At 59.7% G+C, this 15,323-nt stretch carries 10 protein-coding genes and 3 pseudogenes; 7 read left to right on the forward strand and 6 right to left on the reverse strand.

All coding sequences use genetic code 11. The features are described from left to right. Positions 1–139 precede the first annotated feature (139 nt). From JO965_RS33000 to JO965_RS33010, 3 genes and pseudogenes are all read left to right on the forward strand, one after another. Entirely contained in the window at positions 140–1,927 is a 1,788-nt protein-coding gene (locus JO965_RS33000) for a thiamine pyrophosphate-requiring protein (protein ID WP_203446248.1), read from the forward strand. A gap of 176 nt (positions 1,928–2,103) precedes the next feature. Beyond that, positions 2,104–3,156, forward strand: a pseudogene (locus tag JO965_RS33005) (SDR family oxidoreductase); the annotation flags it as partial. Between the two features lie 11 nt (positions 3,157–3,167). After that, entirely contained in the window at positions 3,168–4,808 is a 1,641-nt protein-coding gene (locus JO965_RS33010; RefSeq protein WP_203446250.1) for an alpha-amylase family protein, read from the forward strand. A 30-nt stretch (positions 4,809–4,838) separates the two neighbouring features. Here JO965_RS33010 and JO965_RS33015 read toward each other — a convergent pair whose 3' ends face one another. From JO965_RS33015 to JO965_RS33025, 3 genes and pseudogenes are all read right to left on the reverse strand, one after another. Continuing rightward, complete coding sequence (locus JO965_RS33015) at positions 4,839–6,446, reverse strand: alpha-amylase family glycosyl hydrolase (RefSeq protein ID WP_203446251.1); 1,608 nt, start codon at positions 6,444–6,446, stop codon at positions 4,839–4,841. A gap of 217 nt (positions 6,447–6,663) precedes the next feature. Further along, positions 6,664–7,101 carry a PPC domain-containing DNA-binding protein gene (locus tag JO965_RS33020; RefSeq protein WP_203446252.1) on the reverse strand — a complete coding sequence of 146 codons (438 nt, stop codon included), beginning with the start codon at positions 7,099–7,101 and terminating at the stop codon, positions 6,664–6,666. A 487-nt stretch (positions 7,102–7,588) separates the two neighbouring features. After that, positions 7,589–8,620: pseudogene (locus JO965_RS33025) on the reverse strand (IS110 family transposase). A gap of 234 nt (positions 8,621–8,854) precedes the next feature. Here JO965_RS33025 and JO965_RS33030 point away from each other — a divergent pair. After that, the gene (locus JO965_RS33030; RefSeq protein WP_203446114.1) at positions 8,855–9,712 is read left to right on the forward strand and encodes a class I SAM-dependent methyltransferase; all 858 of its coding nucleotides are present in this window, start codon (positions 8,855–8,857) and stop codon (positions 9,710–9,712) included. 53 nt (positions 9,713–9,765) lie between these two features. Here JO965_RS33030 and JO965_RS33035 read toward each other — a convergent pair. After that, a pseudogene (locus JO965_RS33035) lies at positions 9,766–10,343 on the reverse strand (class I poly(R)-hydroxyalkanoic acid synthase); the annotation flags it as partial. 349 nt (positions 10,344–10,692) lie between these two features. Here JO965_RS33035 and JO965_RS49670 point away from each other — a divergent pair. From JO965_RS49670 to JO965_RS33045, 3 genes are all read left to right on the forward strand, one after another. Continuing rightward, positions 10,693–11,097, forward strand: a complete 405-nt coding sequence (locus JO965_RS49670) for a response regulator (RefSeq protein WP_371826981.1) — start codon at positions 10,693–10,695, stop codon at positions 11,095–11,097. 309 nt (positions 11,098–11,406) lie between these two features. Further along, positions 11,407–11,580, forward strand: coding sequence for a type II toxin-antitoxin system ParD family antitoxin (locus JO965_RS33040; RefSeq protein ID WP_203446254.1), 174 nt, complete (start codon positions 11,407–11,409; stop codon positions 11,578–11,580). Beyond that, positions 11,561–13,162 carry a sensor histidine kinase gene (locus JO965_RS33045; RefSeq protein WP_203446255.1) on the forward strand — a complete coding sequence of 534 codons (1,602 nt, stop codon included), beginning with the start codon at positions 11,561–11,563 and terminating at the stop codon, positions 13,160–13,162. Before JO965_RS33040 ends, JO965_RS33045 begins: the two co-directional genes overlap by 20 nt. Before the next feature lie 187 nt (positions 13,163–13,349). Here JO965_RS33045 and JO965_RS33050 read toward each other — a convergent pair whose 3' ends face one another. Continuing rightward, positions 13,350–14,384: an IS481 family transposase gene (locus tag JO965_RS33050; protein ID WP_203446256.1), complete on the reverse strand. Its 1,035-nt coding sequence runs from the start codon at positions 14,382–14,384 to the stop codon at positions 13,350–13,352. A 372-nt stretch (positions 14,385–14,756) separates the two neighbouring features. Further along, entirely contained in the window at positions 14,757–14,963 is a 207-nt protein-coding gene (locus tag JO965_RS33055) for a hypothetical protein (RefSeq protein WP_203446257.1), read from the reverse strand. Positions 14,964–15,323: the final 360 nt, after the last annotated feature.

Consider the following 15,323-nt stretch of genomic DNA (forward strand, 5'->3'; position numbering starts at 1 on the left):
TGACTTTTTGTCAGAGGGTTTTCCGTTCGAGTCCCGGCGCGCTCACCACCCTAAATCCTTAAGCAGCACTGAGGCGATGCCATGCAACTCTCATGGAGCGGTAGAGGTTGACGGAGCTGAAACCTGACAGGAGAGCGTCATGGCCGAAACCGTCTCGGACTTCATTTGGCAGCGTTTACAGGCCTGGGGCGTACACCGGGTCTATGGCTACCCGGGCGACGGGATCGGCGGGCTGATCAGCGCTCTTGCAAGGCTGGACGGTGCCATCGATTTCGTTCAAGCTCGCCATGAGGAGATGGCAGGCCTGATGGCTTGCGGCCACGCGAAGTTCACAGGCGAAGTCGGCGTCTGTATCGCAACCTCCGGACCCGGTGCGATCCACCTCCTGAACGGCCTCTACGATGCGAAGCTTGATCACCAGCCGGTGCTGGCCCTTGTCGGGCAGCAGGCCCGCACGGCGATCGGCTCTCATTACCAGCAGGATCTCGACCTGCAGTCGCTCTTCAAGGATGTGGCTGGCGCCTATGTGGAGACAGCATCAACATCGGCTCAGGTGCGGCATCTGATCGATCGCGCCTATCGCATCGCCAAGGGCGAGCGCCGGGTCACCTGCCTCATTCTCCCCAATGACCTCCAACTTGCCTCGATGGTGCAGCCCACCCACGAGCATGCCATGACCCATTCAGGCGTGGGCATCGAGCTGTCGCCCGTCGTTCCCGATGCCGCGGCTTTGGCGCCGGCGGCGGAGGTGCTCAATGCCGGTGAGCGGGTGGCGATTCTGGTCGGGGCGGGCGCGCTCGCGGCAACGGACGAGGTCGTGGCCGTCGCGGAGCGGCTTGGGGCTGGGGTTGCCAAGGCACTGCTCGGCAAAGCGGCGGTTCCTGATGATGTGCCCTTCTGCACCGGATCGATCGGTCTTTTGGGAACGAAGGCCAGTTGGGATCTGATGCAGGATTGCGACACTCTTCTCATGGTGGGGTCGAGCTTCCCCTACACGGAATTCCTGCCGAAGAAGGGAAAAGCTCGCGGAGTCCAGATCGACAGGGATGCCGGCATGCTGGGATTAAGATACCCGATGGAGGTCAATCTCCTGGGTGACGCCGCCGCAACGCTGACTGCACTCCTTCCCATGCTGAACGAGAAGCAGGATCGGTCCTGGCGGGAGACGGTCGAGGCCAGCGTAGCCTCGTTGCAGGCAGAGATTCGTGGAATGGCTTTAGCCCCGGCTGATCCGATCAACCCGCAACGCGTTGCATGGGAGTTGTCGCAGCGCCTGCCGGACCGCTGTATAGTGACTGCGGACAGCGGCACTACAACAGTGTGGTATGCGCGCAATCTCCATTTCCGGCGTGGGATGATGGGCTCGGTTTCAGGCACCCTTGCGACCATGGGCTGCGCTGTACCGTACGCCGTTGCAGCCAAGTTCTCTCATCCCGATCGTCCGGTGATCGCACTCGTCGGTGATGGTGCGATGCAGATGAACGGCCTGACGGAACTCATCACGATCTCGAAGTACTGGACACGATGGGCTGATCCTCGCTTGGTGGTCATGGTGCTGAACAATCGCGACCTTGCTTATGTGACATGGGAGGAACGCGTCCAGACCGGCGACCCGAAATGGGAGCCCTCACAGCAGCTTCCTGACGTGCCGTATGCCGAGTTCGCCCGATCAATCGGGCTTGGAGCGCTCCGGATCGAGAATCCGGAGCAAGTCGGCCCCGCATGGGAGGCGGCCCTTTCAGCCGACAGGCCCTTCGTGCTCGACATGGTGACGGATCCCAACGTGCCGCCGCTACCGCCGCACATCACGTTGAAGCAGGCGCGCCATTTCATGGAGGCTCTTGCCAAAGAGGACCCGGAGAGCGGAAGCGTGATCCTCGATACGGCACGAAGCCTCGTCGGATCGATCCTGCCATCGAAGGAGTAAGGGACAATGGACCTTCAGCCCTTTGAGCCAGAAGCGTGTCGATGGAACCTGCCAAACGGTCGCTTCTTATCACTCTGGATGCGTCTTCTCGAGAGCAAAGGCCGACAGTGACTAACAACGCTCGCAATAGGCGTCGGGCCAATCCAAGAGAACACGGGACCGGAGACAAGTCCAATCGGAACGAGCCGGTTGTCGTAATAACCGGAGCATCCGCAGGGGTCGGCCGTGCGGTGGCCATTGCGTTCGGGCGGGAAGGCTGGCGGGTTGCTCTGATCGCCCGTGGACATGAACGCCTTGCGAGTGCAGCCCACGAAGTCGAGCAGGCAGGCGGTCAAACGCTGGTTCTCGCCGCTGACGTGGCGGATGCAGGCGCAATCGACGAGGCAGCGGCTCAAGTGGTCTCCACCTGGGGACATATCGACATCTGGATCAATAACGCCATGGCGTCGGTCTTCGGTCCTGCGACAGCTCTCAGCTCCGATGAGATCCGCCGGGTAACGGAGGTCACATATCTAGGACAGGTCCATGGTACCCTGGCGGCCCTCCATCACATGCGCACGAGGAATTCAGGCACGATCGTTCAGATTGGGTCGACCCTCAGTTATCGCTCGATCCCGTTGCAGTCGGCCTATTGCGCAGCGAAATTCGCCGTGCGGGGCTTTACCGATTCCCTCCGGAGTGAGTTGCAGCACGACGGCAGTGGGATTCGCCTCACGATGGTGCAGCTTCCCGCCGTTAATACCCCGCAGTTCGAATGGGCACGCAGTCACTTGCCACGGGGGCTGCAGCCTGTGCCACCGATCTATGAGCCGGAAGCCGTGGCTGAGGCAATCATGCGGGCCGCATTGGAGGCCCCGCGCGAGATGTGGATCGGCAGCCCCACGATCCAGGCAATTCTGGGAACCATGGTGGCCCCCGGTCTCCTCGACCGCTTGATGGCACGCCGAGCCTGGGAAGGGCAGATGGCGGACGAGCCAGCAACGCCTCGCGACGATAACCTGTTCGATGTGCCTCCCGGCGATCCTGGAGCGCGTGGACGCTTCGGCTCGCGCTCCCGTCAGCAGGTGCTTTCGGTCTCAGGCACAACAGCGCGCGGCATCCTCGCGGCTGTTGCACTTGGCGGCATTGCCGGTGCCATCACGGCGGCGTGGTATTGGGGCAAGAGAACTCCTCCGACACGCTCGCGTCGTCTGCCGGAGCGGGAGCACGCCGCTCGCATGATCGGCTAGGTGGGTTCAAGATGCTCGATCTCTGGTACAAGAACGCCGTCATCTACTGCGTCGATGTCGAAACCTTCATGGATTCGAATGGAGATGGTATCGGCGACTTCGGCGGTCTTGCGGATCGGCTCGATCATGTCGAGGCTCTCGGGGCCACCTGCATCTGGCTGCTGCCATTCTATCCGACCCCGAATCGGGACAATGGCTACGACGTCACAGACTTCTACGCCGTCGATCCGCGGCTCGGGACCCTTGGCGACTTTGTCGCCTTCACGCATGCAGCCCACGACAGAGGTCTGCGGGTCATCATCGATCTTGTGGCGAACCATACCTCCATCGATCATCCTTGGTTTCAGGAGGCGCGGCGAGATCCGAACTCGCGCTACCGCGAGTGGTACGTCTGGTCGAAGGAGAAGCCTGAGAACATCCACGAGGGCGTTGTCTTTCCCGGCGTGCAGGACACGACTTGGACCTACGACGAGGTTGCGCAGGCTTGGTACATGCACCGCTTCTATAAGCACCAAGCCGACCTCAACATCGCGAACCCGGAGGTGCGTGAGGAACTCGAGAAGGTGATGGGCTTCTGGCTACAGCTCGGTGTATCCGGGTTCCGGCTCGATGCGGCTCCCTTCCTGATCGAGTACCGTGGTCTCCCAGCCGGGGAGCAGCCGAAAGATGACCCTCACCAGTATCTCAATGAACTGCGGGGTTTCGTGTCGTGGCGCCGCGCCGAGGGTATGCTGCTGGCTGAGGCCAACATTACTATGGATCAAGTGGACGAGTATTTCGGTCCCTCGGGCGATCGGCTCCACATGATCTTCCACTTCATGTTAAACCAGCACCTGTTTCTGGGGCTGACCCGCAAAGATGCCGAGCCGATCCGTCGTGTCATGGCACAGACCCCTGCGATTCCTCCGAAGAGCCAATGGGCGAGCTTCCTGCGCAATCATGATGAAATTGATCTCGGACGGCTGTCGGATGCAGAGCGCAGCGAGGTTTTCGCGGCCTTCGGCCCGGCTCCTGAGATGCAGGCCTATGAGCGCGGCATTCGGCGACGTCTGGCGCCCATGCTCAGCGGCGACGGGCAGCGGCTCAAACAGGCATTCAGCCTCATGTTCGCCCTACCAGGAACGCCTGTGCTCTGGTACGGCGACGAGATCGGCATGGGAGATGACCTCTCTCTGCCAGAGCGCAACTCGATTAGAACCCCAATGCAATGGGCCGACGAGCCCAATGCAGGATTCTCGACAGCACCGGCCAAGCAACTCGTGCGGCCTGTTATCTCGGATGGAGCCTTCGACTACCGTTGCATAAACGTTGCGGCTCAACACGATCTTGATGGCTCTCTGATGAGCGTTCTGCAACGGCTCATCCGCACGCGGCGCGCGTGCCCCGAGATCGGCTGGGGCAAGTGCCAGGTCCTTGAGACAGCAGAAACCAGCGTTCTTGCCCTACGTTACGACTGGCAGGGAGAGACTGTCCTGACCTTCCATAATCTTGGCGATCACGCGGTTGAAGTAGAGTTCCCGCTCGACGATGTCAGCCGGTTGCGGCCTCTCTTCTGCGACCAGGATGATCGGACTATGCGCGACGCTTCCGAGGCGATTCCCCTGAGTGCCTATGGCTACCGTTGGTTTCGTGCGCAGGGTGAGCGGCGGTAGATTCTGGGTAACAGCCCTTTCTCCTGAAGGCTACCCGGAGAGCTCGTTCTTCTCGAGTGAAATGATGAGCCCCTCGTCAGGCCCCAGATTGACCTGTGTTCCCGTCATGTCTTCACTCCGACCTTGCAAGGTCGACAGCAATACCCGTCCGCGTGCCCCGTCCGGCAACGAAAGAGTATGCGGCTGGGAGCCAAGGTTTAGCGCCACTAGAAAGCACTCCATCCCATGCTGCCGCTCATAGGCCAGGACATCGCCTTCTGCCGTGACTGGCGTGTAGCGACCAATGCTCAAGGCCAAGTGCTTCCGCCGCAGCGCGATTAGACGTCGGTAGAGCATCAGGATGGAGGTAGGATCATTCTGCAGTCCCTCCACATTACGGGATGCGAAGGTCGAATCCAGTGGAAGCCAGGGCCTGCCGCTTGTAAAGCCCCCGTTGGCTGAGCCATCCCAGTGCATGGGCGTCCGTTCCGGATCGCGTCCCAGTCCCAGCCCTGGCTCAGTCTTCTCCCAAGGATCCTGGACTGCCTCTGGTGGGATCTCCACTTTGCCAATCCCAATCTCGTCGCCGTAGTACATGGTCGGCGTACCTCTGAGAGTCAGAAGCAGCATGGCAGCCACCCGCGTCTGCGGCGGCCCGACACGGGCGCCGATCCGCGGCTGATCATGATTGCCGAGCACCCAATTCGGCCAGCCACCCTCAGGGAGGACGGCCTCGTACTCATCGATGAGGGCCGCGATCTCTCGCGCATTCCACGCCGTATGAATGAGCTGGAAATTGAAAGGCAGATGAGCACCGGCAAGATCCTGGCCGTAATAGCTGACGAGGCGTTCCAGCGGCAGGTAGATCTCCCCAATGAGCACCCGCTCCGGATACTCCTCCAGCACGCGGCGCATATCACTTACAACTTCGTGCACTTCCGGCTGGTCGGCTGAATAGACTTGGAGAAAGCGATTGATCTCCGCCTGGGTCGGCTGATAGGCGAGGTTCGGTGGATTGTCCCGGAAATGCTCATCCTTGATCAGGTGCCAGATCACATCGACCCGAAAGCCGTCGACACCGCGGTCAAGCCAGAAGCGTAAGACATCGTACATGGCCGTACGCACCTCAGGATTGCGCCAGTTGAGGTCCGGCTGCTCCCTCAGGAAGGCATGGTAGTAGTATTGTCCTGTCGCATCAGCCCACTCCCATGCCGATCCGCCGAAATTGCTAATCCAGTTGTTCGGCGGGCCACCGTCCGGCGTGGGATCACGCCAGATGTACCAGTCGCGCTTCGGAGTGTTTCTTGACGAGCGGCTCTCCTGAAACCAGGGATGTCGATCTGACGTATGATTGGGTACAAAATCGAGGATGACCTTGAGCCCTTTGGCGTGTGCCTCCCCAACAAGGTGATCGAAATCGTCCAGTGTACCGAAAATCGGATCGATGCCGCAGTAATCGGCCACATCATAGCCGAAGTCGGCCATGGGTGAGTTGTAGATCGGCGAGATCCAGATTGCGTCGACGCCAAGCCAGGTGAAATAGTCAAGGCGCTGGCAAATGCCCTTCAGATCACCGATGCCGTCGCCGTTGCTGTCCTGAAACGAGCGAGGATAGATCTGATAAACGATGCCATGCTTCCACCATGTCGTCTCAGGCATAAGGTTCGCTCCACTGCTGGACCAAGGCTCGGCTGGAGGGGCAAATTCGGTGGGCGCCGACCAGTTCCGACAGCACGAATGAGACCCGCATCATGATTCTGCTGGAGTCGCTCCAGCGAACTTGGTGTGCCACCGTGGAGGTTTTGAGCACCGCTTACGGGCGGCGTCTATTGGAGAATATGTCACGATTGGGATGAATCTCGCAAAGGGCGCATCCTCAGATGCGGATAAGATTGAGACCTGTTTCCGCGTCCTTGCATCGTTGAAGGTGAGTCGGTGCCTCGGTGATGATAACCTCAAGCGTCGGGCGGACATATCCTCTCGCTAAATGACCAGCAATCGCGCTACCATCCTGTCTGCCCAAAACCAGATGAATGTGGATTGCGGGCTTGCCTGCTTCGTCAAGACCGATGTCACCGTTAAGGGACGCGACCTCGACCTGCTCATTGACAGGGATCTCCAAGTAGGTCTTGGTCTCCCAATCAAAATAGGACACCACCGCATCACTGAGAGCGCCAATTGCTGTGATCTGGGCCGCAGAGAGGCTTTGCTCGCTCGCCAAGCTCTTGAGACTGGCCATGATTTCATCGCCAGTCTCCAGGATGGCAACAAAGGTCCGCTGGTCGTCGCTCTCATGGATCAGCTTGTACTTCATCTGACACTACCCTCTGGCCAAAGTCGGAAGTTCGGTCCAACTCCTCTCAGCAGCATCAACGGGCTGAGTTGCTCTGCCGTTCCGGGTGCAGTCGCGAGAGGGCACCGTCAGGTTAACCGGCGGGTGACCAGATCGGGGTATCTGTGAGGGATGAAACCGACCCGTGATCCTCACTATACCCGCCACCGCTTCCTGGCCGAGGTGATCAGCCATGCTATCTGGCTGGCATTGTCATATCTGGACGCTCCCTGCCGGCAAGGGTTTTGTTGAACGTGAGTGCAAGTGGTCGGGGCAGTCATATCTACGGCCTGTGAGTGCGGCTCGTGTGGCCGCGGGCCCTGATGTCAGTCCGCAGATCAGATCCCTCACAACTTGGCGAGCTCGCAGCTCTGACAGTACCTCGGGTTTGCCTGATCCCGGCTCGACCGGTTTGCATCACGTCATCGTCACCCTTCCCAAACTCAGAACTTCAATCCGTAGCAACCCATCAAGCGGCAGCCACCACGGCAGATCGATAGGCCTCGCCTCTGGCCAGCAGTGCCCAGGCGATCCGCGCCGTCTTGTTAGCTAGAGCCACAGAGACCAGCCGAACTGGTTTCCTCGTCAGCAGACTGTTGATCCAAGCGGTGTCTGCCGCTGTCTTCGTTCGGGCGTAACGGATCACCGCTGTCGCGCCGACCACCAGCAGCGTTCGCAGGTAGCCATCGCCCATCTTCGAGATCCGCCCCAACCGCTCCTTGCCGCCTGACGAGTTCGGCCGCGGGGTCAGTCCCAGCCAAGCGGCAAACTCCCGGCCGGAGCGGAAGTGGGACGGATCGGGAACGGTCGCCGCGAGGGCCGTAGCAGTGATGAAGCCCACGCCGGGGATCGTCTCAAGCCTTTGGCTCTCCTAGCTCTGCCGGTGCCAGGCCAGCAGTTCGCCCTCAAGCGCTCGGATCCGCGGCTGCAGATCGATCAGCTGGTCGACAACAGGCGCCAGAGCCCGGCGGGCCAGCGACGGCAGCACGGCCTTGTCACTCTCATCCGTAAGGATTGCGATCAACTCGCGGATGCGACTGATCCCTTGCGCGATGATGATGCCGAACTCGGCCAAATGCCCGCGTAGGGCATTGACCAGCATGGTGCGCTGGCGGATCAGAAGCGCTCGCACCCGGTGGAGCATCAAGACGCTCTGCTGCTCGGCTGATTTGACCGGCACGAAGCGCATGCTCGGGCGGGTCACGGCCTCGCAGATTGCCTCGGCATCGGCCGCGTCGGTCTTGCCGCGTTTGACATAAGCTTTGACGTAAGTCGGCGGCATCAGCTTGACTGCATGCCCCAGCTTGGTCAGCTCACGTGCCCAGTGGTGAGCGGTCGCGCACGCCTCCATGCCGATCAGGCACGGTGGGAGATCTGCAAAGAACGACAGCATCTCCGTGCGGCGCAGCCTCTTGCGAGCCACGACTTGGCCGGCGGCATCAACGGCGTGCACCTGGGAGATGTGTTTGGCCAGATCCAGGCCGACTGTGGTAATCTGCATGGCGGACGCTCCCTCCCCTTGTGGCCCTCTTCATGACGACCACCCTTTGGCACTTTGATGCCGATGAGCAGGGAGCGTCCACTCCATCAACTTAAGCAAATAAGGGCTGTTGGAAGTCATCACGCTCAGGGCGAAGCCATTGGACGTCCATTATCCACTCTGGGCGAAAAATTCACAAAACGCAGGCGAAACCCGTTAAGTTGACGATGCCTCACCTCCACGAAGAGAGCGAGCGTGGGATTGACTGTCCAACCGAACACCGGACGCTCGATTGCGGGTCTGGGCTGCGTCGAGCAGACCTTGCTCATCCCCCTGGCTGCACGCGCGCTCGCCCGCCGTCTTCTCCCTCACCGGGGCTTTGCTGATCCAACGGCCGAAGCGATCGTCGTGCGCCTTGCTTACGACCTCACCCCATTCGAAGCTGACCGGGAGATGCTGCGGGGCTTGGTCGAGCGCAGTCTGGTCTTGGATCGGCTCTTGCGTGACTTCCTCAACCCTCACCCCGACGCTCAGGTGCTCAGCCTGGGGTCTGGCCTGTCGACCCAGTTTGAGCGGCTTGATAACGGTCGGCTCCGCTGGGTGGATGTCGATCTCCCCGAGGTTGTGGAGTTGCGACGCACCCTGTTCCCGCCCCACCCGCGCAGGTGCCTGGTGAGCGCCTCAGTTACCGAGGCCGGTTGGACCTCCAGCCTTGGCGATCTGCGTGGCCCGACCTTCGTGGTCGCCGAAGGTCTCTTGATGTATCTCGAGCGCGCGCAGGTTTTTCAGCTGGCGCGAGACCTGGCAGAGGTACAAGGGGGTGGCCCGGCCGAGTTCGCCTACGACTACTACTGTTCCCACATGGTCGGCCAGGCATGGCTGAATCTGTCGCTGCGCCGGCTCGGGGCTGAGTTCAGATGGGGTCTGGCGTGCCCGGAGGAGCTTTCGCTTGGCGAACCGCGCTGGCATGTAATTGGCACCTACCCGGTGATGGAGCGGCTGGGCTGGCCCTACGATCTGCTCTGGCCCTGGGTTCGCTTGTTCACGGGCGTTCAGCCCTATGGCATCGCACACTTGCGGCTCTTGGACAGCGCCTGGGGGCATGCGAGTTGAGCACTTGAAGGAAGATCATGGCAACCGAAACACCGACGGCAGCGGTCCTGTGCTCAGCTTTTCACCCGGACATAGCTGCCCGGCGCATCCTCAATGGGGGTGAGCCTACCCCCGCCGATCTCCCGGGCCGGAACGTGTCTCCCGTCCTGTGCCTCGCTCCAGTCCTGCAGTCCGGCCACCAGGAGCCCGGGTGCTCCTGCGCGGCTTCGAGCCAGGTCTCGAGTTCCCCCACAGGCGGCCCGTCAGTCCAGTACTGGTCTCGGTTCCGTGCCGGCGGGTTCACAACTCCGGCGATATGACCCGAACCGGCCACGACAAACCGGATGGAGCCCCCATGGAACTGGGCCCCTGAGAACACCGACCGCGCCGGTGCAATATGGTCCTCCTGGGCCGCCAGATGGTAGATCGGTGTGGTCACCTTCGAGAGGTCGAGGGTGACGCCGCCCATTTGGATGCGCCGCTGCGAGAGATCATTGTTGATGTAGCAGCGCCGCAGATAGAAGCTGTGGTTCGCTGCGGGAATGCGGGTCGAATCCGAGTTCCAGTACAGGAGGTCCAACGGCAGCGGCGTCTGTCCCTTCAGGTACACGTCGACGACGTAGGGCCAGATCAGGCCCCCATGTTGCATTAACTGTGCGAGGCACAAGCTATAGCGTATCTGTCCGCTGAAGCAGCTACTAGATCCTGCGGCTTGACAGGTTAATGCAACAGAGCTCTTGAACACGCCACCCTCCGCCATCGGTCACGATCGCTGAAGCTCCGTAATAAAAAGCGCAACACATTCCCATTTAGCTGCTCTCGCAGAGATTTATATTACTAATCGTTTAATAGTATAAATTATGGGCAATTGTTTTCATTGAAGAAGGTGTGTAATCGTAACTACATCCAGCATGGATACGCCTCTATGACTGGTCTGGTGACGCGCCCAAGTACAGCGTTCCGATAAGCGACTAAGAATATGGCGTAGAAGGGAATATGCTGTGGCCCGGTCCAGTGCCGCGGGACGCCCTTGTGCGTTACTCGTCGAGAGCAATGCCGCTATTGGCATGTACCTAGCCGATGATCTGGAGGATCAAGGCTATGCAGTTGCGGGCCCGTTTACTTGTGCTGGCGCGATGAAGTGGCTCGCGACCGACACCCCTGACATAGCGGTCTTGGATGTTGACTTGCAGTCTGGCTCCTGCGTTGGAATGGCGCGTGAACTGAAGCAGCGGAAAGTGCCAATCATTGTCTACTCACCTCATGAACAAAAACATGCTCTGCCTGAGTTTCAGCAGATGCCCTGGGTGTCTATCCCATCAACCATCGACGCGCTCCACAACGCTTTGGCGGATTATGGGATTGTAGAAGTCCGTCAATCTCAGCCTAAGGAGCGTCAGCGATAGGCTTGAGGCTGCGATTTTCTTGCTTTGGCTGACAACCCACTCTGACGTCAGCACTGCATTCCCGATCCGGTATCAAAGATAGGCCATCTTGCGCGGGTGGAAGAAGGGGTTCTGTCAGAACCCTTCGCCGCGGCCCTCAAGGCAGAGAGTGAAGAGCGGTTGGCTTGGAGTGTCCTTGTCGTCGCGGCCTGCTAGACGGTGACGGAGTAAAGCGTCTGAGCACTAATGCCGAGATTGGGGGGGGTGTGGCACACCTTGACACTCAGCCGCTCACCCTTAACCTCCCTGGCTATGTCAGCACGCAGAACCATGAATGTTTCCATCACCCCGAAACTGGAACAGTTCGTTGCAGCCCGTGTGGCTTCTGGACAATATCAGAGCGCGAGTGAGGTGGTCCGCGCGGCTCTGAGGCTGCTTATACGGGAAGAAAAGATTCAGAACAGCCCCCGCCGAGCGTCTGAGCATGAGCGACAAAAATCCTGAGTTGTTGGACCAGAATAGCCTGCTTCAGCAGCTTGAGGCGACGCTCCAGCGTCTTGAGAAGCTAGAGCATGAGAACGAGTATCTTCGGACTCAGTTGACGGCTCGACGTGCCGAAAGCAACGCTACTGCGGCTTCTACGGCGGACAAAGTACAAGAGGACATAGCCTCCGTCGCATTAGAGCACGCTCACAGGCTGGCTAGCGCCAGTTCGCGCATCAGGGAACTCAGGCAATCCCGGAATTCACTGCGTGCCAGTGAAAGCTGGCTTCGCGCCATCCTTGAGAGCGCAACGGACTACGCCATCATCACGCTTGACCTGAATGGCGCTGTCACAAGCTGGAACAGCGGAGCGCGGAACATCCTCGGCTGGGATGAAGATGAGGTCCTCGGACGCAATGGAGCATTCTTCTTCACCTCTGAGGACCGGGAAGCAGGTGTGCCGAAGAAGGAGATGCAAACCGCTGTGGCTCAAGGACGAGCCGGGGACGAACGCTGGCACCTGAAGAAGGACGGAACCTGTTTCTGGGGGAACGGTGTTCTTATGCCCATCAAGGATGGCGAGCTACTGGGCTATCTCAAGATCCTGCGCGATCGTACGGAGGAGCGGCAAAGCGAGCAGGACCTACGCGAGAGCCAAGAGCGGCTTTGGGAGATCCTGGAGAGTATCTCGGACGCCTTCTATGCTGTGGATCATGAGTGGCGCTTCACCTACATCAACCGCAAGACCGAAGAGATTTGGAGCCGCAGGCGTGAGGACCTTATTGGCAAGGTCTATTGGGAAGAGTTCCCTCAATCTGTCGCTAGTATTCCCTATAAGGCCCATCAACAGGCGATGCAGGAGCGCCGCCCGGTGCGCATTGAGGCTTTATCGCCCATTGTAAAATACTGGGTGGATATCAGCATCTATCCAACAGCCGATGGCGGGCTGTCGGTCTACTTCAGGGACATCAGCGAGCGAAAAAGGGCAGAGGAGCATCAGCGCCTACTGATCAACGAGTTGAATCATCGGGTGAAAAATACCCTTGCTACCGTTCAATCCATCACAAGTCAGACCCTGCGCACGGCTGCGACACCGGAAGCGGCCAGGGAAGCTATCGCAAGCCGCCTGATTGCCTTATCGCGAGCTCATGATGTTCTGACCCGTGAGAACTGGGAAGGCGCTTATCTGCGTGAAATCATTTGCCAAGCCATCGAGCCTTACCGCTGGTACGGCGATGGTCGCTTCGACATCCGAGGGCCTGAGGTCAGGCTATCCCCTCGCGTTGCGCTGGCGATGGCCATGGCACTCCAGGAGCTTGTGACGAATGCGGTGAAGTACGGTGCACTCTCGAATGGGACAGGCCGGGTGATGATTGTCTGGACACTGACGGGCGATGCGGGCCAGCCCGTGATGGAAATGTGCTGGGAGGAAATGGGAGGCCCGCCTGTTCAGGAGCCGAGCTGCAGAGGTTTTGGAACGAGATTGATTGAGCGCAGCCTTGCTCAGGAGTTGAGCGGCAAGGTGGAAATCAAGTTCGAGCCTAGTGGTGTAGTTTGCACCATGGTTTCGCCGCTGGCGGTTGAGACTCAGCTCGAACGGTAAAGATTCTTCCTATTGCTACGGGTTTGAGTAACGACTGCTCGTGGCTCTGAATCGTTTGTCTCAACGGTGGGGGATAGCGCACTCCAGCGATCAAATGGCTCCGGAGGGAGGACGTCCTGTGTAGTAGTCGGCATTTGATCGGACACTCGGCGTCAGAGAGTGATCGGGTCGAGCCTGTCCGACCGGATCAGGCTGCAATCATTTTCTCCTTTGCCAGCGGCACCGCATCGAAGAAGGTCTGCATCGGCGTCTTGCCGAAGCACCACCGCCCCTGATGCGGCCGCTCCTCATTATAACTCCGGACCCAAGCATCAAGATCGCTCTGTAGCTCCGCAATCGAGCCATAAATCTTCTTGCGGAAGGCCACGCGATAGAATTCATCCAGCACCGTCTTGTGGAAGCGCTCAACGATGCCATTGGTCTGAGGATTCTTGGTCTTGGTCCTGGAATGATCCACGTCCTCGACCGCCAAGTAGAGTTCGTACTCATGGTGTTCGGGATTGCCGCAGTATTCCGTGCCACGATCGGTGAGCACCCGACACAGCTTCACCTCGTGGGCATCGAAGAACGGCAGGACACGGTCGTTGAGCAGGTCGGCAGCGGTAATCGGCGTCTTGCGATCGTATAGCTTGGCGAACGCCACCTTGGTGTAGGTGTCGATGAACGTCTGTTGGTAGATCCGTCCCACTCCTTTCATGTTGCCAACGTAAAAGGTGTCCTGGCCGCCGCAATAGCCGGGGCATTCACTCTCGAACTCGCCGTGCGCTTCTTTTTCAGTCTTGGCCTTCTCCAAGGCAGCCAACTGGCTCTCGGTCAGGATCAGGCCCTCCTGGGCCACTTTCGCTTCGAGCGCCTTGAGGCGCTTGTTCATGGTTTCGAGATCATGCCGCTGCCACACCCCGCGCACGCCGGCGGGCGAGATCGAGTGACCGCGCTTGCGCACCTCGTTGGCGATGCGGATCTGACCGAAGGCAGGCTGCTCCAGAGAGAGGTCGACAATGATCGTCTCGACCTCGGCCGGGGTGCGGTTGGCCAGGAGCGGCTTGCGCCGGGTCAGCTCCTGCAGGGCCATCTCGCCGCCGGTCTCGTAGAGCTCCTTGAAGCGGTAAAAGCTGTCGCGCGAGTAGCCCATCATGTGGCAGGCCTGGCTGACATTGCCGAGCTGCTTGGCCAGTTCCAGCAGGCCAACCTTGGCGCGGATGATCTTCTGCTCGCGGGTCATGGCGGTGTTCCTTGTGAACGCCGAGGCCGGGCGCTGCGCACCCCGACCACTCCGCGCCCAGCCTCGGCTCATGCCTCAGCCAATCGACACCGTCTGTCAGATTAAGTTCCAACTACTTCAACCCAAGCCTGTGACCCGGCCGAACACTTACACGCGCGAGTCACGCAAACGATCAACGTCGGCCAAGCAGGCTGATGCGACAGAGGATTAGGCACACGTCATACGGCTCTCAACTCTTGGCGCTGTCGACCACTAGAGGATTCGACGAGCCCTGCTCATGTGTTGGGCCAAATCGCTTGTGCTTCGACTGGGACAGACCCGCCGACGATCAGCGGCATCAGGACCGGCCGTGTGTCCTGTCGGCTACAGACATCAGCGCGTAAATCGGACAGATGAGCGGCGGCCGAGCGGCACGATCGCTCTCTCTGTGCCGATTTTCCAGAACCAGCCGAATTGATCGAAGAGATTCACCATGACGCAGACAGAAGTCACAGCGCCTGCTTTGTCTCCTGTGTCGACACCAACATTCACGTCGGCTGCTATTCGATTTGTCGTCTCCCTTGCTGTATTGATCGGCATTAGCCTCCTGCTGGCCAGCCTCTGACCGTGCATCTTCGATGCCTGTGCCCGCTTAGGTACAGCCACAGCCTCATCCATCGGGCATTCGGGTCCAGACCATGAGGAGCGGATGGGGGCGGTCCTTCCTGGAGCTCAAGCGCCTTTGCCACACGCCAGGCGCTTCTCTTTGTCGGAACTGGCGGGTTCCGGACCATCCCGTCACTCGTCCGGGACAACTGTGGTTTATTCTCTCAATGCCAGGCGGAAACTCACCTTTGTTCGACGGTGTTGCTTGCTTCCTCGGAGAAACTTGAGGTCCCGCCGGGACCTCTGTTGTTGTCTGGGAAGGCAGGAAGTGGTGCCCAGGTTTCTCTCCATGCT

Origin of the sequence: Microvirga sp. VF16, from assembly GCF_016864375.1 — a bacterium.
Classification (GTDB): domain Bacteria; phylum Pseudomonadota; class Alphaproteobacteria; order Rhizobiales; family Beijerinckiaceae; genus Microvirga.

Bases quoted from the DNA above. Each gene is read 5' to 3' on its own strand.
- JO965_RS33000 (WP_203446248.1), top strand. From the start codon at position 140: ATGGCCGAAACCGTCTCGGACTTCATTTGGCAGCGTTTACAGGCCTGG.
- JO965_RS33055 (WP_203446257.1), bottom strand. From the start codon at position 14,963: ATGCCGATCAATACAGCAAGGGAGACGACAAATCGAATAGCAGCCGAC.
- JO965_RS33010 (WP_203446250.1), top strand. From the start codon at position 3,168: ATGCTCGATCTCTGGTACAAGAACGCCGTCATCTACTGCGTCGATGTC.
- JO965_RS33045 (WP_203446255.1), top strand. From the start codon at position 11,561: ATGAGCGACAAAAATCCTGAGTTGTTGGACCAGAATAGCCTGCTTCAG.
- JO965_RS33020 (WP_203446252.1), bottom strand. From the start codon at position 7,101: ATGAAGTACAAGCTGATCCATGAGAGCGACGACCAGCGGACCTTTGTT.
- JO965_RS33050 (WP_203446256.1), bottom strand. From the start codon at position 14,384: ATGACCCGCGAGCAGAAGATCATCCGCGCCAAGGTTGGCCTGCTGGAA.
- JO965_RS33015 (WP_203446251.1), bottom strand. From the start codon at position 6,446: ATGCCTGAGACGACATGGTGGAAGCATGGCATCGTTTATCAGATCTAT.
- JO965_RS33040 (WP_203446254.1), top strand. From the start codon at position 11,407: ATGAATGTTTCCATCACCCCGAAACTGGAACAGTTCGTTGCAGCCCGT.